Origin of the sequence: Embleya sp. NPDC059237, assembly GCF_042754105.1 — a bacterium.
Taxonomy (GTDB): Bacteria; Actinomycetota; Actinomycetes; order Streptomycetales; family Streptomycetaceae; genus Embleya.
The window spans coordinates 264114-282924 of the sequence record NZ_JBHZAE010000005.1 but is presented as its reverse complement, the minus strand read 5'-3'; the positions used below and the strand labels follow the sequence as shown (position 1 = coordinate 282924).

Here is an 18811-nt window from a genome sequence, read left to right as displayed (position 1 = left end):
CCACCCGCGTGTTCACCCGGCCGCCGACGCGGCGCGTACTCAGCCGCGCGTCGCCAGCCCGAAGACCACCACGTCGAGCAGCCGGGGCAACCGCTCCGGATCGTCCACCTCACGCTGCTCGTGCGCCCACGCGATCCCGTGCGCGAGGGTGAACAACCCGTCCGTGTCGATGTCGGCGCGCACCTCCCCCACCGCCTGCGCGCGGGTGAGCAGAGCCGCGCCGGCCTCGCGCATCGCATGGCAGGAGGCGTACAACTCCGACGTCTCGTCGGCGAGCGTGGCCATCAGCGTCGCGCTCATCCCCCGGAACGTACCGGCCCCCTCGATCAGCAACCGCAACCACGTGGCCAGCGCGTCCCGCGCGCCGTCGGCGTCGCGCAACGCCGCGGCCCGCGCGGTGAGGCCGTCGTACCGGTCCCGCACCACCGCCTCGACCAGCGCGTCGCGCGTCGGGAAATGCCGGTACAGCGTCCCGATCCCGACCCCGGCCCGCCGGGCCAACTCCTCCAGCGACGCATCGACGCCCTGCTCGCGGAACACCACCCGGGCCTCGGCGAGCAGCCGCTCGTAGTTGCGCCGCGCATCGGCGCGCATCGGCCGGCTCATCGGCACTCCCTCTCGAACGACACCACGATTGTCAAACGGAGCCTGCCTCCATATGGTGGAAGAGGCAAACCGGAGGACCCCTCCGGAATACCGGGCGGAGCCGTGCCCCCGGGCGGAGCCCTGTCTACAGGCGGAGCCCCGCCCACCGGGCGAAGCCATGCCGCGAGGCACCGCGGGTCCGACCCGCGCCCCACCCGCACACCCCGACGAACCGAAACGGAACCCGATGACGCACGACAAGACCGCCCTCGGCCGACTCGGCCTGTGGACCTTCGCGTTCGACGGTCGACCCGCCGGCGCGGTACGCGACGCGGCCGCCGAGATCGAGGCCCTCGGCTACGGCGGCCTGTGGGTCGGCGAGGGCATCGGCCGCGAGGCCACGACGCATGCCCAACTCCTGCTGTCGGCCACGCGTACGCTCCCGGTCGCCACCGGCATCGCGATCATGTCCGAGCGCACCCCACGCCTGATGGCCGCCGCCGAGGCCACGCTCAACGAGGCGTATCCGGGCCGCTTCGTGCTGGGCCTGGGCGGCCACCGCGCCGCCGGGCAGGCGGACATCCCCGGCATGCCCAAGGCGAACACCGCCCCGGCCGTCGCGGGCGTCGGCGCGTACCTCGACGAGATGGACGCCGCCGTACTCGTCGGCGACCCGCCCGAGCACCCCGCTCGCCGTGTGCTCGCCGCCCTCGGCCCCGGGATGCTCGCCCTCGCCGGCCGCCGGACCTGGGGCGCGCACACCTATCTGGTGACGGTGGACCACACCGCGCTCGCCCGGGAGACGATGGGCCCGGACCCGTACCTGTCCGTGGCGCTGACCGTGGTCCCGTCCCCGACCACCGACCCGACCCGGGCCCTGGAGGTCGCGCGCGGCTTCGTGGCCGGCTACCAGGCCGCCCGACACCAGGTGAACAACCTCCGCCGACTCGGCTTCAGCCAGGCCGAACTCGACGGCGAGGGCACGCGCCTGGTCGACTCCCTGTTCGCGATCGGCGACACCGAGACCATCGCCAAGCGCATCCGCGAACACCTCGACGCGGGCGCCGACCACGTCTGCCTCCAGGTCCTCACCCCGGACCAAGGCCGCATCCCGCTCGACGAATGGCGCGAACTTGCGGCGCTTATACCGGAGTTCGCCTGAACAAGCCGGGCGCATGCCGGCGTCCCTACCGAGGGGCGTAGACCACGTGCTCGAAGGGCCACCGGGCGGCGAGCCACGCGGACACCTCGTGGTGGAGCGGAGCATCGAGGTCGGCCCGATCGGCCCGCACCCACGAGCGCACGTTGGTGATCGACGGATCGTCGCGGTCGGGGTAGATGTACACGCACCCGATGACGTCCTCGACGCCCTCCATGCTCTCGGCGCCCTCCGCGCCCCCGACGGCGAGCACCGTATAGGTGAAGCCCACCCGCCGCGTGAAGTCGTCCGCGTGCTTGACCAGGTCGCGCAGGTTGTCCGCCGGGGCCATGCCCTCCGGCGGCGGCCAGTGGCGGCCGGCGAATCCCGGCGTGGCGCGGATGTGGTCGATGCTCGAAGTCCACGCGGCGAGGTCGGCCTCGTTGTGCCGGGCCGCCAAGGGCTCCAGCCGGAAGGACGGCGTGCTCGGCGGTGGGGGGATCACGAAGTCGTCGGGGACGAGAGTGCGTTCGGCCATGATCGGAGCGTACGACAGGAAGCCGGGGGTCACGCCCTGTTCCTCTCCCGCGTCCCCGATCGCATCCGCCAACGACGCGAACCCATACGTGCGTTCCGGGTCCCAATCGGTACTCCGCAACAACCGCTCCCGCATCCCCGCCCACCCCCGCGCCGCGCCCGCCACCACCCAGGCGTCCGGCGCCTGGGCGGTCAACCGCAGTGCCGGGCGCAGCCACGAGGCGGCCTGCTCGGGCCAGGACACGACGCTCACCACCTCGCCCGGCCAGGCCGCCGCGAGCGCGTGCGCGGCGGCGGTGGACGCGCGGTCCCGGCCGTGGCCGATCGCCAGCGTGCGCCGACCGGCCAACTTCCGGAGCAGGTCGGCCAGTTCCGCCTCGGTGTGCGGCGCGGGCGGGCAACCCTTCCAGCGGGCGTACTCGGCCGGCAGGCACACCGCGCAGGGCCGGAACCCCGCCGCCACCGCGTCCGCCTCGGTCGCGAAGAAGACCCGGCTCGCCACATAGCCGCCGCGCGCGATCGCCCGCAACGCGCTGCGGCAGTCCAGCCGCCCGTACAGCCGGCCGTTCGTGGTTCCGCCCAGGGTGCCGGCGGTCGCACTGCGGTAGGGCCGTCCGTCCGGCCCGATCAACGTGTACCCGCCACCCGCGCCGGCGGCACCGTCGTTCACGGCACGCACGGCACTCACGCCGCGTCGTGGAAGACGAGGCCGAGAGTGCGGCGCCGGCCGGAGTGGACCGTGCTGACCCCGTGTCGGATCGGGGCGGCCGACCAGCCCCGGGCCGAGCGGATCGGCCGGTCCCGGGTGGTGAAGACCAGCCCGTGCCCCTGCGGCAGGCTGATCGCGGTGCCGCGCGACTGCGCCCGGAAGCGCTGTTCGGCCAACAGGAATTCGCCACCCGTGTAGTCGACGCCGGGCTCGTCGAGGCCGATCACCACCTGCAGCGGGAAGAGCAGGTCGCCGTACAGGTCGCGGTGCAACGCGTTCCAGTCCCCCGGCCCGTAGCGCAGCAGGATCGGCGTCGGCCGGGTCTGGCCCGCCGCATGACACATCGTCAGCCACTCGTCCAGGGTGTCCGGCCAGGGCGCCGGCCGGCCCAGCCGCTCCGCCCACGCGCGGGCGATCGGCAGCAGGTGCGGGTAGCAGGACGCGCGCAGCGCCGCGATCGGCTCCGGGACGGGTGCGGCGAAGTAGCGGTACTGCCCGGCGCCGAACCGGTGTCGGGCCATGTCGATCGTGGCCCGGAACAGTTCGGGTCGGTCGTACAGATCCGCGATCTCCCGGCAGGTGTCCGGGTCCAGGATCCGGTGGGTCAGCGCGTGGCCGTGCTCGTCGAGGCGCGCGGCGAGGTCGGTGCCGGTCGCCGGTTCGGCGGCGAAGAGGGTGTCCACGGCGCTCACCCCAGCCGCGCCGGCAGCGCGCCCTCGTGGTCGAGCAGGTACTCCTTGCGGTCGAGCCCGCCGGCGTAGCCGCGCAGCGCACCGTCGGCGCCGATCACCCGGTGGCACGGGCGGATCAGGAGCAGCGGGTTGGCGCCGATCGCGGTGCCCACCGCGCGGACGCCCGCCCGCGAGGTGCCCGCACGTTCGGCGATCGCGCCGTACGTGGTCGTGGTGCCGTACGGGATCTCGTCGACCGCGGCCCAGATCCGCTCCTGGAAGGCCGAGCCGCGCGGGGCCAACGGCAGGTCGAAGTCGCGCAGTTCGCCCGCGAAGTAGGCGCCGAGTTGGCGCACCGGCTCGGCGAACACGGTCGCGTCGGCGCGCGAGTGGGCGGCTACCCGAGCCCCACCTTTCTGGCCGGGTACGGACAGCGAGGTCAGTGCGACCGTGCCGTCGGCTCGCTCCTCGCCGATCAGCAGCAGCTCGCCGAGCGGGCTGTCGAGGGTGGTGTGGACGGTCATCATGGCACCTTTCGCCAAGACCGCGGCCGCGGGCCGCGAGTACCGATCCCGGTGCGACACCGGGGCTTCCACCACCCACTGTGCGCGATCCGCGGCGCACCGTCCGGCGGGAATCGGACATGGCGTTGAGGGCCGAAGGCACCTCGCGTCGCGGCCCGACCCGGCGGTGTACGGAAGCCCGAAAATGCGTTCCCCGAGCCGCCGCCGGATCATGCACGATGGTTCCATGATCGAAACCGAGCGCCTCCTGCTCCGCCGCTGGCACGACGACGACCTGCCCGCGCTCACCGCGATGCACGCCGACCCCGAGGTGATGCGCTACGTCGGCGGCGGGCTGCCGCTTACCCCCGAAGAGAGCGCAGCGGCCCTGGCCCGCTACGAACGCGACTGGGAGGCACGCGGGTTCGGCCTGTTCGCGCTCGAGTTGCGTACGCCCGACCCGGGCCCGGTGGGCACGGTCGTCGGCTGGGCGGGCCTGGCCGTACCGGAGTTCCTGCCGGAGATCCTGCCCGCCGTCGAGATCGGCTGGCGACTGGCCCGGCCGTATTGGGGTCACGGCATCGCCACCGAGGCCGCCGTCGAGGTGCTGCGCTTCGCGTTCGAGTACGCCCGCGTCCCGCGCCTGGTGAGCGTGTGCCACGTCGACAACGCCGCCTCGGCCAACGTGATGACGAAGCTCGGCATGACCGAGGAGCGCCGCACCGTGGTCCCGGGCCGCGGCAATCCGGTCCTGGTCACCGAACTCTCCCGGGGTCGCTACCTGCGCGGCCGGGCCTGACCGCCCGCCGCGTGCCGCTCGCGTCGTCCCGTGCGTCGATGCTCTACTGATGCGCGGCTCCGGCCGCCGCCCGGTCCGATCCGGTTCGGTCCGATCCGAGACGAGTGCGCACAACAGGGAGAGTGGCGTCGTGGGTTCTGCTTCGGGTATTCCGCGCTGGGGTCGGACCGTGCCGGCCCTGGCCGGGGCCGCGGCCGGGGCGGTGTGGCTCTGGCGGCATCAGGGCGATCTGATGATGCGGCGTCCGGTGAACGAGTGGACCTTCACCCACATGCACGCGCTGATGCCCAAGACCGTCGTCCCGCGCGCCGCGACGCCGTCTTCGTGGCCGGAGCGGCCCGAGGCGATCGAGGCGACCTACACCCTCGACCGGGTCGAGCGCCCGCTCGCGGACCTGCACGCGCGCACCTTCACCACGTCGTTCCTGGTGCTGCATCGCGGGGCGATCGTGCACGAGAGCTATCCGGGCCGCTGCGCCGGGCCGGGTGTGCGCTTCCAGGCGTTCTCCCTGACCAAGTCGGTGACCTCGATCCTGGTCGGCATCGCGCTGGCCGAGGGCGCGATCACGAGTCTGCACGACCCGGTCGTGACGTACTGCCCCGACCTGGCCGGGACCGCGTTCGAGGGGCCCACCGTCGAGCAGGTGTCGGACATGTGCAGCGGCGTGGGCGCGGTCGAGGACTGGACCGTCCCGGAAAGCGCGATCAACCGCTTCGAACACGCGGTCACCGGCGGCGGATCGATCCTGGACGTGATCCGCTCGCTGCCCCGGATGAGCCCGCCGGGCACCGCGTTCAACTACTCGACGATCGACACGCAGGTGCTGGGGTGGGTCCTGGAGGGCGCGACGGGGATGCCGATCGCGGAGTACGCCGCAAGCCGGCTGTGGTCCCGGATCGGCACCGAGGACGACGCGTACTACTTCCTCACCCGGGGCCGCCCGCGCACCGCGCTCGGCGGCGGCTCGCTCAACGCGAGCACTCGCGATCTGGCCCGGATCGGCCTGCTGATGGCCCGCGACGGCGAGTGGGCGGGCGAGCGGATCGTGCCGAAGGAGTGGGTGGCGCGCAGCCGCGGCCGCGACGTTCCGCACATCGCGGTCGGCGCACTCGGCCCGAGCGGCCGACCGCACTACGGCTATTCCGGTCAGTGGTGGACCCTCGGCGGCGCACGGCGCGCCTTCACCGGCATCGGCGTCTTCGGCCAATACCTCTACGTGGACCCCGAAGCCGACGTCGTCATCGTCAAGACCAGCGCCTGGCCCACCGCCGACGACGAGTCCCTGGACCGGGAGACGATCACCGCGTTGCGGGCGTTGGCGGACCACCTGAACCGGCGCTGAGTCCGGGCGCCGCCGCCGCTACCCCGAGACGCAGAACTCGTTGCCGTCCGGGTCCTGCATGGTGGTCCAGTTCAGTCCGGGCGCGCTGCGATCCCCCACCACCGTGGCGCCGAGCCCGACCAGCCGGTCGACCGCCGCGACGCGGTCGGGGGCGGAAAAGTCGATGTGCAGCCGGTTCTTGCCGACCCGCGGCTCCGGCACCTGCTGGAAGCCGAGGACCAGCGGCTCGGCCGCGACCATGACGAACTCGCCGAAGTCCTGGGCGATCTCCACGCCCAGCGCGTCCGCCCACCAGGCGGCGAGCCGGCCCGCGTCGGCGCAGTCGATCGTGATCATGTGAGGTGTCAGTTCCATGCGCGCACGATATGAGCCCGGGCCGACATCGCGGGCGGACCTCCGCTGCCCGGAGTGTCGCAGCCCGCGCCGACATCAGGTGCGGGCGATGCCGCGCATCAGCGTGCGGGCGGTGCTCGCGGCGAATTCGGCCACGGGCGGGCCGTCCTCGACGCCCATGAAGTGCCGCAGGAACGCCCGCTGGTAGCACGCGCCCAGGAGCAGCGCGGCGGCCGCGTGGGGGTCGGCCTCGGGCGCGATCCGGCCCCGGTCGCGCTCCACCGCGAGGTAGTCGGCGAGCATGCGCAGCGGTACCTGCGGACCGGCGCCGATGCCCCGCAGTGCCTCGCGGTGCCGGTGCAGCAGCGCGGGTTCGGCGAACAGTGACGAGGCGATCGGCATGCTCTCCTCGTAGAACTCCACGGCGCGGCGCACGATCGCCGCCAACCGCCGCTCCACGTCGCCGCCGCCCGCGTCCGCGCCCGCCCCGGACACGGCCGACACGGCCGATTCACCCGTCTCGCCCGACTCGCTCTCCTCGCCGGAGAGTTGCGCGAGCAGCGGACCCAGTGGCGGCAGCCGCTCCTGGAGGACCGCGACGAACAGTTCCTCCTTGCCGGTGAAGTGCTTGTACAGCGCGGCCTCCGAGCACCCGGCGGCGCGCGCGATCTCCTTCGTGGTGGTCCGCGCCAGGCCGAGCGTACGCATCAGATGCTCGGCGGCGTCGACGATGCGCTGCCGGGTGGGCGCCGGCGCCTGCCGGTCCGCGCCCGAGTGGGGCGAGTGGTGCATCGGGGCGGTCGTCCGTTCGTCGTGGGCGGTCCGGGGCCGGGCTTGACGTAGTGGTGAGCAAGTATTCACCATGGAGGGGTGAGTGAACACTCACCCACCTCGGGAGGCGACACATGAGGCTCACCGTTCTCGGCGCGACGGGCGCCACCGGCGGACACGTCCTGCGGCAGGCCGCGGCGGCCGGACACAAGATCACGGCCGTGGTCCGGGCACCGTCCCGGCCCGACTTCGAACACCCGAACATCGACGTCGTCCGGGCCGACGTGACGAATCCGGCCGAGTTGCGCGAGGCGATCGACGGGCACGACGCGGTGCTCTCCGGCATCGGCCCGCGCAACCGCAAGGCCACCGGGATCGCCGCCGCCGCGACCGCCGCGATCATCACCGCGATGGCCGACACGGGCGTGCGGCGCCTGGTGACGATCAGCGCCGCGCCGGTGGGCCCGACACCGTCCGAGGACTCGATCCTCGTCCGCAAGGGCCTGATCCCGATCCTGCGCTCGATGCTCAAGGACGTATACGCGGACCTGGCGGCGATGGAGGCCGAACTCGCCCGCAGCGACACCGACTGGACCGCGATGCGACCGCCGAAGCTGACCAAGGCGGCCGTCACCGGTGTGTACCGCACGCAGATCGGCGGCAGCGTGCCACGCGGCGCCACGATCGCCCGAGCCGACGTGGCACACGCGATGCTCGCGGTCATCGACGACCCGGCGACGTACCGCCAACCGGTCGGCATCGCGTACTGAACACGCGCCGAACACGCACACGCGAGCGCACACGCGGCCCGATGGTGGGACCGCCCGGCGGCGGGGTACACGCGGGCATCCGGCACCGACCCCCAACCGGAGGCAGCCACCATGGCCCAGCGCACTTCGGCCGGCGGACCCACCATCGCCGTCCGCCGCGTCTACGACCCCGTCGACCCGGACGACGGCCTGCGGGTCTTGGTCGACCGCCTGTGGCCGCGCGGAATCACCAAGGCCGACGCCCATCTCGACGACTGGGCCAAGGAGTTGACCCCGTCCACGGAGCTGCGCCGCGCCTTGCACGGCGGCAGTCTCACCGAGGCCGAATTCCGCACCCGCTACCGCGCCGAACTCGATTCCCCGGCAGCCGAATCCGCCCGCACCGCGCTACTGACCCGAGCCGGCACCGGGCGGGTGACCCTGCTCACCGCCGTCCGCGATCCGTCCCACAGCCACGTCCCGGCCCTGATCGCATACCTGACCGAAAAGACCTGAAGACCTGAAGACCTAGGCCAGGTCCGCCCAGGTCCCGCCGACCATGACCGCCCTGACGGCGGTGAGTGCCCCGATGTGGCTGACGGGGTCGCCCTCGCACAGCAGCAGGTCGGCGTCGTGGCCCGCGCGGAGGCGGCCCTTGCGGGTGCCGAGGCCCACCGCGTCGGCGGCGAGGGAGGTGGCGGACGCGAGGGCGTCGGTCGCCGCGACGCCGCCAAAGACCAGGTCGGCGACGGCCGCCGGCAGGCTTCCGTGCGGCTTGGCGGCGCTGATTCCCGAGTCCGCTCCGGAGACGATGCGGACCCCGGCGCGGTGGGTGCGGGCCACATGGGCGAGCCGGACCTCCCTGGTCGCTCCGATGCGCTCCAGCAACTCCCGGGCCGCCGGCGGCGGGAGCGCTTCGGGGTCGGTTCCGAGCGTGGGGCACACGGGGATGCCCCGGGCTGCGAGTCGGTCCAGCAGGTCGTCGGAGATCCGCACGCCCTGCTCGGTCAGGCAGGTCAGGTGCTCGATCCCGTCGGCGTGCGCGGCGAGGGCCTGTTCGACGGCGGGCAGGTTGTGCGCGTGCACCGTCACCGGCAAGCCGGCGGCGTGTGCCTCGTCCACGATCAGGCGCAGCTCCGCCTCGGTGAACTGACAGTGCATCAGATCGGTGCCCGGCGTCATCGTGCCGCCGCTGCCCATCACCTTGACCACATCCGCCCCGCGCTCGGCCCGCTCGCGCACCGCCGCGCGTAGTTGCTCCGGCCCGCCGGCCTGGGTACCGAATCGCCAACAGTGGCCCCCGGCGCTGGTGATCGGCGGCCCCGCGGCCAGGATCGTCGGCACGGCCCGTCCGTCCGGCACCCGATCGCGCCGCCGCAGCACCGACCAGTCGCGGTCGCCGAGATCGCGCACCACGGTCACCCCGACGGCCAGTTCGCGCCGCAGCGAGTCGTCGATCACGGCGTCGAGTTCGGCGGCGGAGTACTCGGGCAACCGGTCGAGCGCGCCGTCACGACCGTCGCCGCCGAGGTGGCTGTGCAGGTCGAACAGGCCGGGAAGGATGGTCGCCGTGGGGTGGTCGACCACCTCCCAGCCGTCCGGCACGTGGGCCTCGCCCGGCTCCAGTGCGACGATCCGACCGTCCGCGACGAAGACCGACACCGGCCCGGGCAGTGCGTGTTCGCCGTCGAAGGCGCGTGCGGCTCGGATCACCAGCATGTCGTTCACGTCCCTTCGGGGGCCGGTCCCTGACACGGCAAACCCTAGCCGGGACCCGGCCGAAGAGACCGGAATACCGACCGAGAGGCACGGGATCGGCCTACCCGTGGGCGTTCTCCAACAGCGGCAACATCGTCCTCGGGTCCTGGCCCGCGAACCACATACCGATCACGATCGCAGCGGTCGCCTCCAGGTAGCCCGCCCGGTCCAGGCCGCCGACCGGCAGCGGTACCGATCCGATGTCGGCGACCAGGGTCTGTGCCACGGCCAGTGCCGTCGGGTCGTCACCGCACAGCGGTACGCCGAGGCCGGTGGCGTGCGGGCCCGCCCACACCTCGGCCGCGCCCAGGTGGAATGCCTTGACCACGTGCGCCCCGGGGGCCGCCGCCGCGAGCGCGTCGGCCGCCGCCGGGCCGCCGTCCGTGGTCAACATCAGGCCGCCCGGTCCGGGGACGATCGGGTTCGAGCAGTCGAGGAGGGCCTTGCCGATCAGGCTCGGCGCCAGCGGCGGGACCACCTCCCCGACCGCCGCGTGCCCGACCGCCACCAGCACCGCCTCCCCATGCCCGGCGGCCTTCGCGAACGTGCCCGCCCGCGCCCCGATCCGCTCGGCGAGCGCCGCGGCCCGCTCCGCCGACCGGGCCCCGACCAGCACGTCATGCCCGGCCCCGACCCACTTGGCCCCCAGCGCCGCCGCCATGTTGCCCGCGCCCAATATTCCGATTCGCATCGCACTTCTCCCATACGACCCACGACGTGTGTCTTTCCGACTCCACGACGCTAGGCGCGCCGATGCACACCGTTCGGTAAGTGACGGCCGGGTGAGAATGGGTGCCATGACCGAGCACGAAGGCGAGTACGTCGCCGACTGCCGCGCCCGCGTCGCCTTCGACCTGCTCACCAACCGCTGGAACAGCGTGGTCGTCTACGCGCTGGCCGACGGCCCGATGCGCCCGGGCGCACTGGCCGCGCGGATCGGCGGGATCAGCGCGAAGGTCCTCACCGAGACGTTGCGCCGGCTCGAATACCACGGCCTGGTCGAGCGCCGTACCTATGCCGAGGCGCCACCGCGCGTCGAGTACGCGCTGACCGACCTGGGCGAATCCCTCCTGGTCCCGTTCCGGGCGCTGGGCGAGTGGTCCCTCGAATACGGCCACCGCGTCCTGGCCGCCCAGGACGCGGCGGAGGCCGCGGCGAACACCGGATAGCACCCGCCGCGGCCCCGACCTCGTCGACGAACACCGGGGGCACCCCCGCGGCCCCCGAACCTCACCGACGCAGTCGCGCCGCCGGCACGGTGGTGACCAACACCGTCGCCGCGATCCACAACGCCGTCACCTCGCCCGCGTGGTGGAAGTCGCCGCCGACCGACAGGTACAGGGTGCCGAACACGGCCACCCCGAGCACCTGGCCGAGCTGGATCATCGTCACCATCAGGCCGGACGCGTCCGACGCCTGCGGCAGCGGCACCCGGCGCAGCGCCAGCGTCATCACCGGGCTGTACGCCACGCCAAGACCGAAACTGCCCGCCGCCATCGTGGCGAGCAGCACCGGCAGCGGTTGCCCGGTGCGGAACGTCCACGCGTTGGCCGCGAAGCCGAGCGCGCCGATCGGCATCCCGATCATCGGCAACCGCGGATGCCACGCGGCGGGCAACACCTGCCAGCGCAGCGACACCGTCGCGAACACCAGCGAGGCCGGGATGAAGGTCAACCCCGCCTCCAGCGCCGAGTAGCCCAGGCCGCCCTGGACGTACAGCGCGGTGGAGAACATCAACCCGCCGAACGCCGTCATCGCGAGCAGCAGCGTCACCGCCCCCGGCAGCACCCCGGGCACTCGCAACAACGACGCCGGAATCAGCGGATGCGACGCGCGCCGTTCGACGAAGCCGAACAGCACGAACAACACGACGCACCCGGCCAGGCTCACCCACCCCCAGGTCGGCCAGTCCAACTCGTGCCCCATCACCAGCGGGACGACCAGGGCCAGCAGGGCGGGGGCGAGCAGGGCCAGACCGGGCAGGTCCAGGCCGCGCGCCGAGGGGATCCCGCCGTCGGGCAGCACCCGCCGCGCGAGCACGTACAGCACGATCCCGACCGGGATGTTGATCAGGAACACCGGGCGCCAGGACAGCCCGAACAGGTCGGCGCTGACCAGGAGTCCGCCGAGCACCTGCCCGGCGACCATGCCGCCGGCGATGGTCGCGGCGTAGCGCCCCATCGCCCGGGCCCGGTCGGCCCCGGCGTAGGTCGCCTGGATCAGATTGAGCACCTGGGGCACCATCAGCGCGGCGCCGCCGCCCTGGACGGCGCGGGCCGCGATCAGCGACGTGTCGTCCCAGGCGAGCCCGCACGCCAGCGACGCGGCGGTGAAGACGACCAGGCCGACGCCGAAGACCCGGCGGAAACCGTGCCGCCCGCCGAGCCGGGAGCCGGTGACGATGAGCATCGCGTAGACGATGGTGTAGCCGGAGACGACCAGTTGCAGACCCGCGCCGCTGGTGTCCAGATCGGTACGGATGGTGGGGCCGGCGACGTTGACGACCGACGTGTCGAGCAGGGCCATGAACTGTGCGGTGAGCAACGCCGTCAGCAGGAGCGGATGGGCGCGCCGCGCCGTGGCCGGCGCGGCTGTTGTCGTGGTCATGCAAGGAGCGTGCGGGGGCGGCGATCCTGTTGCCGAGAGCCTGTCGATCCTGGTACCGAGAGCACCTGGCAGCCCGGCGGGAGAGCGGCGAGGATGGCCGCATGAGCACCAACACCGCCAGCCGGCGCACCGAGTTGGGCGCGTTCCTGCGCAGTCGGCGCGAGCGCCGCACCCCGGAGGAGGTCGGCCTGCCCCCGGGCCTGCGCCGACGCACGCCGGGGCTGCGCCGCGAGGAGGTGGCGCTGCTCGCCGGGGTGGGGGTGACCTGGTACACCTGGCTCGAACAGGGTCGGCCGATCAACGCGAGCATCCAGGTGCTGGACGCGGTCGCGCGCACCCTGGGTCTGGACCCGGCCGAACGCACCCACCTGTACCGCCTCGCGCAGGTGCCCTGGGAGGTCGCGCCGCCGCCGGGGGCGACGCTGCCGGCGGAGATCCAGGAGATCCTGGACACGCTGGTCCCGCATCCGGCGGCGGTGTACAACGCCCGCTACGACGTGTTGGCCTGGAACGGCGCGTACTCCAGGCTGTTTCCGAGCATGGCCGACATGCCGATCGAGGAACGCAACGCGATCTGGGCCACGTTCACGTCGCGGGAGACGTGCAATCCGTTCATCGACCGGGCCTTCGAGGAACCGCGCATGGTCGCCGAGTTGCAGACCGCGTTCGCCCGGCACGTCGGTGAGCCGGAGTGGGAGTCGTTCGTCAGCCGACTGACCGACGCCAGCCCGGAGTTCGCCCGACTGTGGGCTCGCCGCGAGGTCAATTCGGGCAGTCGGCACATCAAGCGACTCCTGCATGTCGCGGTGGGCCGGCTGGATCTCTCGGCCACCCGGTTGCAGCTGAACGTCCCGGAGACCCGGATGATGGTCTACACCCCGGCCGACGACACGACCCGTGCCCGGCTGGCCGAGTTGATGGCGATGCCGGTCACCCCGTGGTGCTGCGACGAATGCCATACGAAGGCCATGCGGCGGCGCCGCGAAACGCTCCACGACACGCCGAACGCACCCGGCACGGACCCCGACCCGATCCCGGAGCCGGCACGGATGTCGTAGGGGCCGGCCCGCGCGGACGTCGACGGGCAGGCCCGCGGGAATGCCGTGCGGACCCGCCCCGCTCAGATGTCGTACGCCACCGTCACCGGCGCGTGATCGGACCAGCGCGCGTCGTAGCTGTCCGCCCGCTCGGTCACCGCCGTGAGCGCCACGTCGGCCAGTTCCGGGGTCGCGACGTGGTAGTCGATCCGCCACCCGGCGTCGGTGTCGAACGCCTTGCCCCGGTACGACCACCACGAGTACGGCCCGGGGCCCTCGGGGTGGATCCGGCGGACCACGTCGTGCCAGTCGGCCGCGCCGAACAGGTCGGTGAGCCAGGCCCGCTCCTCGGGCAGGAACCCGGACTTCTTGACGTTGCCCTTCCAGTTCTTGATGTCGTGCTCGGTGTGCGCGATGTTCCAGTCCCCGCACACCAGCGACTCGCGCCCGCCGATCGCGGCCGTCGCGCGCATCACCTTCAGGTGCGCGAGCAGATCGGCCATGAACCGGTTCTTCTCCTCCTGCTTGGGCGTATCCGCCTCGCCGGTGGGCAGGTACAGGCTGGCCACGGTCACCTTGGGCAGGTCGACCTCGATCCACCGCCCGGACGCGTCGAACTCGGCCGACCCGAAGCCGATCCGGACCGCGCTCGGCCGGATCCGGCTGTACACCGCGACGCCGGCCCGGCCCTTGGCGGTGGCGGGCGCGTAGTAGGCGTACCAGCCCTCGGGGTCGCGGACCTCGTCGCTGAGCTGGTCGGGCGTGGCCCGTACCTCCTGGAGGCACACCACATCGGCCTCGGTGGCGCCCAGCCACTCGGTGAAGCCCTTGCCGGCCGCGGCCCGCAGCCCGTTCACGTTGGCGGTGGAGACGGTGATCATCGGTGCAGATTAGCCCGTTTCGGCCCGGCGGTGCGGCGGGGGGTGGGCCTGGCCCGGCCGTCGGACGCGGCGCGGAGGTGGGCCGGGCCGGGCGTCAGCGCGGCAGCCCCCGGTCAGCCGAACAACGTCGCGTGCAGCGGCAGCCAGGCGGCGCCCGGACAGCGGGCGGCGACCTCGGCCCGCCCGACCCACTCGGCCGCCCCGCACTCCGAGCCCGGCTCCGGGCGGGTGGGCGCGCCCGGGTCCGGCAGCCGCACGGCGTGGAAGGCCTGGAACGCCCGGGCCGGATACCGATAGCCGGCCGGCGGCGGATCCGACAGGGTGATCCGCTGGCCGCCGAGCAACGTCAACCGGCCCGCGTCCACGCGCAGCCCCGTCTCCTCGGCCAGCTCCCGCGCCGCCGCCAGGGCCGGCGTCTCGCCCGGATCCAGGTGCCCACCCGGCACCTCCCAGCCGCGCCCCGACCGGTCGACCCGGGTGAGCAACGTACGTCCCAGCGCGTCCACGGCGAACACGAAGCCGGTGGTCACGGTGTAGCCGGCGGGCACCTCGTCGCAGCGCAGCAGCTCCATGCGATGCGCGACGGGGATCCAGCCCACGGTGAGCGATGCCAACACGATCGACGCCATAAGCCCATCCTGGCGGACCGGTTCTTGGCCGGTGCCGGCGGAGTCGTCCTCGTCCGCCCGCACCGAACTCGCCCGAACCGCACCGCAGCTCGGGCGCTGTGGCACGGTGAGGGCATGACGAAGCTCGCCAAGGGCGCGAACGCCCCTCTGTCGACCGGGAATCTGCACGCCACCCTCAGCTGGCGACCGGGTCCGGGCGTGCCGGACGTCGACGTGTCGGCGCTGCTGCTGAACGGCGAACGCCGGGTGGGCGGCGACGCGGACATGGTCTTCTACAACCAGCCGGCCCACCCTTCGGGTGCGGTCGGCCATCGGGGCAAGCGGCCCGGCTCCGACACCGTGGTCCTCGACCTGGATCGGGCGCCCGACGACCTGGCGGCGGTAATCCTGGCTGCCTCGGCGGACGGTGGCGCGTTCGGCCGGGTGCCGGGCCTGCGGCTGGAGTTGACCGACGCGGCGACCGGCGCCTCGGTGGTCTCGTTCGACATCGACGACGCCACGACGGAGACGGCGTTCGTGTTCGGCGAGGTGTACCGCCGGGCCGGCGGGTGGCGGTTTCGCGCGGTCGGGCAGGGCTACGACTCCGGATTGGCGGGCCTGGCCACGGACTTCGGGATCAGCGTGGCGGCGGAGGAGTCCGCGCCCTCGGCGCCCGTGGTCGACCTCAAGAAGCAGCGGCTGATCTCGATGGAGAAGCGGCTGGCCCGCGACGGCCACGACACGCTGCTCTCGCTGACCAAGAAGGCCGCGATCGGCTTGGAGAAGCACGGCCTGGCCGAGCACACCGCGCGCGTCGCGCTGGTTTTGGACATGTCCATCTCGATGGACGAGATGTACGAGAGCGGCCAGGTGCAGGCGCTGGCCGAGCGGGTGTTGTCGCTGGCGCTGCGCTTCGACGACGACGGCGAGGTGGACGTGTTCCCGTTCGCGGCCTTCGCCCGGCGGTTCGGCGGCATGGACGCGGACAACCATCGGGGGCGGGTGGCGACCGTGTACGCCGAGGCCGACGTGGGCCCGTGGACCGACTACGGCGAGGCGATGCGCGCGGTGCGGGAGTACTACTTCGGCTCCGGCGACCCACGGTCGACGCCGCTGCCCGCGGCCGCGCCGCCCGAGCCGCCGGTGTTCGTGATGTTCGTGACGGACGGTGCGACGAGCGAGGAGGACGCGGCCCGCGAGCACATCCGCTCCTCCGGTTACGAGCCGGTGTTCTGGCAGTTCATGGCCATCGGCGAGCCGGACGAGTTCGAGTTCCTGGCCGAATTGGACGACCTGTCCGGCCGCTTCCTCGACAACACGGCCTATTTCACGGTCGCCGACCTGAACAGCCTGAGCGACGACGAACTCTTCGAGCGGCTGGTGGGCCAGTACCCGCAATGGCTCGCCGCGGCCCGGAGCCGGGGCCTTATCCGCTGACCGCGGCCGAGGGTGTCGTCCGCCTCGCGTCTGCCCAGGTCAGGGCGTTGTCGTGAGTGTTCCGGCGGACCCCCCTCAGGGGACCTTGGAAGACCTCAGGAGACCTTAGGCCGCCTTACGTCGACTTAGGCCGGCTCGGATCGGCTTAGGTACCCGGGGAGCGACGGATCCCCGGATAGATGCGGCATCCGCCTCATGCCCCGACCCCCACTGGGGCGCGAAGCTGTTACCACGAGCCGGGGAGACCGGGTCGAAGTAGCAGAAGGTGGACACAGTGATCGAGTACGAGCTTTACAAGAACCGTCAGCAGGAGCTTCTCACCGTCGCCAGTCGGGACCGGATGGTCGTGGCGGCCCTGCGCAGCCGGCGCACCGCGGCCAAGGCCCGTCGGGCCGAGCGGGTGCAGCAGGAGGCGGTACAGAGCGCCGCGGCGATCGAGTCGCTGCGCATGCGTCGGAACCTGCAGCTGCTCACCCGGTGACGGCGGCGATGACCCCCGACCCGCAGGCCGGCCCGACCGCACGATGTCGAATCCGGCCCGAGGAGCGGCACCGTCGCACGACGGCACCGAAAAGCACCTGGCGACCCCGAGTGGACATACGTCCCTCGGGGTCGTTTCACGTGTGCCCCCGATCGCCGAGACCGCCGCCGACGGGCGGTCGGGCCGGGGCCGGTCCTCGGCGCGGGCGGATACCGTGTCCGGGTCCATCGCAGTGATCCACGGGAAGGTCCGACCGATGCACGTCGCGCTGTTCACGCTCGGGGGCACGATCGCCATGGCGGGCACCGACGGGTCCACCGCCGGCCCGGTGGTGAACCGACTCACCGGCGCCGACCTGACCGCCGCCGTCCCCGGCCTGACCGAGTCGGGCGTGCGGCTGCGCGTACAGGACGTGCGGGCCGTACCCAGCGCCGACCTGACCTTCGCCCGGATCCTCGACGTGGTCGCCGCCGGATCGCGCGCGGTCGCCGAGGGCGCGGCGGGCGTCGTGGTCACCCAGGGCACCGACACCCTGGAGGAGACCGCCTACCTGGTCGACCTCGTGTGGCCGCACCCGGAACCGTTCGTCCTCACCGGGGCAATGCGCAACCCGACCCTGGCGGGCCCCGACGGGCCGGCCAACCTGCTCGCCGCCGTGCGGGTCGCGGCGGCCGAACCGGCGCGCGGGCTCGGCGCGTTGGTGGTCCTGGGCGACGAGATCCACGCCGCGCGCCGGGTCCGCAAGACGCACAGCACCAGCACGAGCGCGTTCGCCTCGCCCGACACCGGGCCGCTGGGCCGGGTGATCGAGGAGCGGGTCCGGATCCTGACCGCTCCCCCGCGACACACCCCGCTGCCGACGCCCTCGGCCGATGCGCTGGCCGCGGCCCGCGTGGCGCTGTACCCGGCCACGTTCGACGACGACGGCGCGCTGCTCGCGGGCCTTCCGGGCGGCCATCGGGGGCTGGTGGTGGCCGGATTCGGCGTCGGCCACGTCTCGTCGGCGCTCGCCCCGACGTTGGGTGCGCTCGCCGAACACATCCCGGTCGTGCTGACCTCGCGCACGGGGGCCGGACCCGTGCTGCGCCACACCTACGGCGCGATCGGTTCGGAAACCGACCTGCAACGCCGCGGCCTGCTCAACGGCGGCCTGCTCGACCCGTACAAGGCCCGCGTACTGCTGCGCCTGCTCCTCGCATCCGGCGCGGACCACGCGGCGATCACGGAAGCCTTCACCGAACACGGGTGAGCGGGGGCGGGCGAGCACATCGGCGCCGGCGGCTCGTGTCGGCGCCGGCGCAACCGGCGTGGCGCCGTCACGCTCCCGCGCCGGCGAGGAAGTGCCGGACATCGGCCGCCAGTACCGACATCTGCTCCCCCGCCGCCAACACCGTCGTCGCCGAAGCGGTCCAGCGGCCGTCGGCGCTACGCCACGGCCGCAGTTCCCAGGTCAGCTCCACCCGGCCCCCCGATCGGAACACCGCCCTGACGGTCAGATCCCGATCGTCCGTACGCCAGGTCCGCTCACCGTCCCACCCCCCGAAGTCCCGGGCGAGGTCCGTCAAAAAGCCGTCGATCTCGGTCGCCTCACCGCTCCAGCCCACCACCCGCTCCAGGCGCGCGGCCAGCCCCGGCCCGCGCAACTCGACCGTGTAGTTGACCAGTCGCGACGCCGGGGAGTGCGCGACCGCGACCTCGTCGTCCGGACTGAACGCGTCCCGAAGACATATCCGGGTATCCCGGTCGTCGGCACACCGAACAACCACGTCGCGCGCAGCGCTCGACTCGTCCGGCTCGTTCGCTTCATTCGCCGCGTCGAAGTGGGGATGCATCCGCCGAACCGTAGGGCAGACCGCCCACCCCCG

22 protein-coding genes are annotated in these 18811 nt (G+C 73.0%); 10 read left to right on the top strand and 12 right to left on the bottom strand.

The window, feature by feature from the left end; all coding sequences use genetic code 11:
* Positions 1–39 precede the first annotated feature (39 nt).
* Positions 40–606, bottom strand: coding sequence for a TetR/AcrR family transcriptional regulator (locus ACFXKZ_RS18535; RefSeq protein ID WP_380001666.1), 567 nt, complete (start codon positions 604–606; stop codon positions 40–42).
* Positions 607–832: 226 nt separating this feature from the next.
* On the opposite strand from ACFXKZ_RS18535, the gene ACFXKZ_RS18530 reads away from it, so the two are divergent.
* On the top strand, positions 833–1747 hold the full coding sequence (locus ACFXKZ_RS18530; protein ID WP_380001664.1) for a TIGR03620 family F420-dependent LLM class oxidoreductase: 915 nt from the start codon (positions 833–835) through the stop codon (positions 1745–1747).
* 25 nt (positions 1748–1772) lie between these two features.
* On the opposite strand, the gene ACFXKZ_RS18525 is transcribed toward ACFXKZ_RS18530, so the two are convergent.
* Genes ACFXKZ_RS18525 through ACFXKZ_RS18515 form a run of 3 tightly spaced genes read right to left on the bottom strand, consistent with a single transcriptional unit; the run spans position 1773 to position 4164 of the window.
* On the bottom strand, positions 1773–2930 hold the full coding sequence (locus ACFXKZ_RS18525) for a hypothetical protein (protein ID WP_380001662.1): 1158 nt from the start codon (positions 2928–2930) through the stop codon (positions 1773–1775).
* A 14-nt stretch (positions 2931–2944) separates the two neighbouring features.
* On the bottom strand, positions 2945–3661 hold the full coding sequence (locus tag ACFXKZ_RS18520) for a 2OG-Fe(II) oxygenase (RefSeq protein WP_380001660.1): 717 nt from the start codon (positions 3659–3661) through the stop codon (positions 2945–2947).
* Complete coding sequence (locus tag ACFXKZ_RS18515) at positions 3658–4164, bottom strand: methylated-DNA--[protein]-cysteine S-methyltransferase (protein WP_380001658.1); 507 nt, start codon at positions 4162–4164, stop codon at positions 3658–3660. Before ACFXKZ_RS18515 ends, ACFXKZ_RS18520 begins: the two co-directional genes overlap by 4 nt.
* A gap of 226 nt (positions 4165–4390) precedes the next feature.
* Here ACFXKZ_RS18515 and ACFXKZ_RS18510 point away from each other — a divergent pair, with 226 nt between their 5' ends.
* Positions 4391–4942 (top strand): GNAT family N-acetyltransferase, encoded by a 552-nt coding sequence (locus ACFXKZ_RS18510; RefSeq protein WP_380001656.1) that lies wholly within the window; start codon positions 4391–4393, stop codon positions 4940–4942.
* Positions 4943–5072: 130 nt separating this feature from the next.
* Positions 5073–6284, top strand: coding sequence for a serine hydrolase domain-containing protein (locus ACFXKZ_RS18505; RefSeq protein WP_380001654.1), 1212 nt, complete (start codon positions 5073–5075; stop codon positions 6282–6284).
* 18 nt (positions 6285–6302) lie between these two features.
* Here the strand turns inward: ACFXKZ_RS18505 and ACFXKZ_RS18500 are convergent, their stop codons facing one another.
* Together ACFXKZ_RS18500 and ACFXKZ_RS18495 are read right to left on the bottom strand one after the other, a co-directional pair.
* Positions 6303–6638: a VOC family protein gene (locus ACFXKZ_RS18500; RefSeq protein ID WP_380001652.1), complete on the bottom strand. Its 336-nt coding sequence runs from the start codon at positions 6636–6638 to the stop codon at positions 6303–6305.
* A gap of 75 nt (positions 6639–6713) precedes the next feature.
* On the bottom strand, positions 6714–7409 hold the full coding sequence (locus ACFXKZ_RS18495) for a TetR/AcrR family transcriptional regulator (RefSeq protein WP_380001650.1): 696 nt from the start codon (positions 7407–7409) through the stop codon (positions 6714–6716).
* Between the two features lie 113 nt (positions 7410–7522).
* Between ACFXKZ_RS18495 and ACFXKZ_RS18490 the strand changes: the two genes are divergently transcribed.
* Positions 7523–8158: an NAD(P)-dependent oxidoreductase gene (locus ACFXKZ_RS18490; protein WP_380001648.1), complete on the top strand. Its 636-nt coding sequence runs from the start codon at positions 7523–7525 to the stop codon at positions 8156–8158.
* Between the two features lie 111 nt (positions 8159–8269).
* Positions 8270–8653: a DUF488 domain-containing protein gene (locus tag ACFXKZ_RS18485; RefSeq protein ID WP_380001646.1), complete on the top strand. Its 384-nt coding sequence runs from the start codon at positions 8270–8272 to the stop codon at positions 8651–8653.
* A 12-nt stretch (positions 8654–8665) separates the two neighbouring features.
* Here the strand turns inward: ACFXKZ_RS18485 and ACFXKZ_RS18480 are convergent, their stop codons facing one another.
* Together ACFXKZ_RS18480 and ACFXKZ_RS18475 are read right to left on the bottom strand one after the other, a co-directional pair.
* Positions 8666–9856, bottom strand: coding sequence for an amidohydrolase family protein (locus tag ACFXKZ_RS18480; RefSeq protein WP_380001644.1), 1191 nt, complete (start codon positions 9854–9856; stop codon positions 8666–8668).
* Between the two features lie 100 nt (positions 9857–9956).
* Positions 9957–10586: an NADPH-dependent F420 reductase gene (locus tag ACFXKZ_RS18475; protein ID WP_380001642.1), complete on the bottom strand. Its 630-nt coding sequence runs from the start codon at positions 10584–10586 to the stop codon at positions 9957–9959.
* Positions 10587–10692: 106 nt separating this feature from the next.
* On the opposite strand from ACFXKZ_RS18475, the gene ACFXKZ_RS18470 reads away from it, so the two are divergent.
* A complete protein-coding gene (locus tag ACFXKZ_RS18470; protein ID WP_380001640.1) occupies positions 10693–11064 on the top strand; it encodes a winged helix-turn-helix transcriptional regulator in 372 nt (123 codons plus the stop codon).
* A 61-nt stretch (positions 11065–11125) separates the two neighbouring features.
* Here the strand turns inward: ACFXKZ_RS18470 and ACFXKZ_RS18465 are convergent, their stop codons facing one another.
* A complete protein-coding gene (locus tag ACFXKZ_RS18465) occupies positions 11126–12502 on the bottom strand; it encodes an MFS transporter (RefSeq protein WP_380001638.1) in 1377 nt (458 codons plus the stop codon).
* A gap of 101 nt (positions 12503–12603) precedes the next feature.
* Here ACFXKZ_RS18465 and ACFXKZ_RS18460 point away from each other — a divergent pair, with 101 nt between their 5' ends.
* Positions 12604–13560, top strand: coding sequence for a helix-turn-helix transcriptional regulator (locus ACFXKZ_RS18460; RefSeq protein ID WP_380001636.1), 957 nt, complete (start codon positions 12604–12606; stop codon positions 13558–13560).
* A 62-nt stretch (positions 13561–13622) separates the two neighbouring features.
* Here the strand turns inward: ACFXKZ_RS18460 and ACFXKZ_RS18455 are convergent, their stop codons facing one another.
* Together ACFXKZ_RS18455 and ACFXKZ_RS18450 are read right to left on the bottom strand one after the other, a co-directional pair.
* Positions 13623–14420 carry an exodeoxyribonuclease III gene (locus ACFXKZ_RS18455; protein ID WP_380001634.1) on the bottom strand — a complete coding sequence of 266 codons (798 nt, stop codon included), beginning with the start codon at positions 14418–14420 and terminating at the stop codon, positions 13623–13625.
* A 113-nt stretch (positions 14421–14533) separates the two neighbouring features.
* On the bottom strand, positions 14534–15049 hold the full coding sequence (locus ACFXKZ_RS18450) for an NUDIX domain-containing protein (protein ID WP_380001632.1): 516 nt from the start codon (positions 15047–15049) through the stop codon (positions 14534–14536).
* 114 nt (positions 15050–15163) lie between these two features.
* Between ACFXKZ_RS18450 and ACFXKZ_RS18445 the strand changes: the two genes are divergently transcribed.
* The 3 genes from ACFXKZ_RS18445 to ACFXKZ_RS18435 all read left to right on the top strand — a co-directional run bounded on the left by ACFXKZ_RS18445 (position 15164) and on the right by ACFXKZ_RS18435 (position 18195).
* Positions 15164–16465, top strand: coding sequence for a VWA domain-containing protein (locus tag ACFXKZ_RS18445; RefSeq protein WP_380001630.1), 1302 nt, complete (start codon positions 15164–15166; stop codon positions 16463–16465).
* 265 nt (positions 16466–16730) lie between these two features.
* Entirely contained in the window at positions 16731–16946 is a 216-nt protein-coding gene (locus ACFXKZ_RS18440) for a hypothetical protein (protein ID WP_380001628.1), read from the top strand.
* Between the two features lie 256 nt (positions 16947–17202).
* Positions 17203–18195 carry an asparaginase gene (locus ACFXKZ_RS18435; RefSeq protein WP_380001626.1) on the top strand — a complete coding sequence of 331 codons (993 nt, stop codon included), beginning with the start codon at positions 17203–17205 and terminating at the stop codon, positions 18193–18195.
* 67 nt (positions 18196–18262) lie between these two features.
* On the opposite strand, the gene ACFXKZ_RS18430 is transcribed toward ACFXKZ_RS18435, so the two are convergent.
* Positions 18263–18778: a DUF6228 family protein gene (locus ACFXKZ_RS18430; protein ID WP_380001624.1), complete on the bottom strand. Its 516-nt coding sequence runs from the start codon at positions 18776–18778 to the stop codon at positions 18263–18265.
* Positions 18779–18811 lie beyond the last annotated feature (33 nt).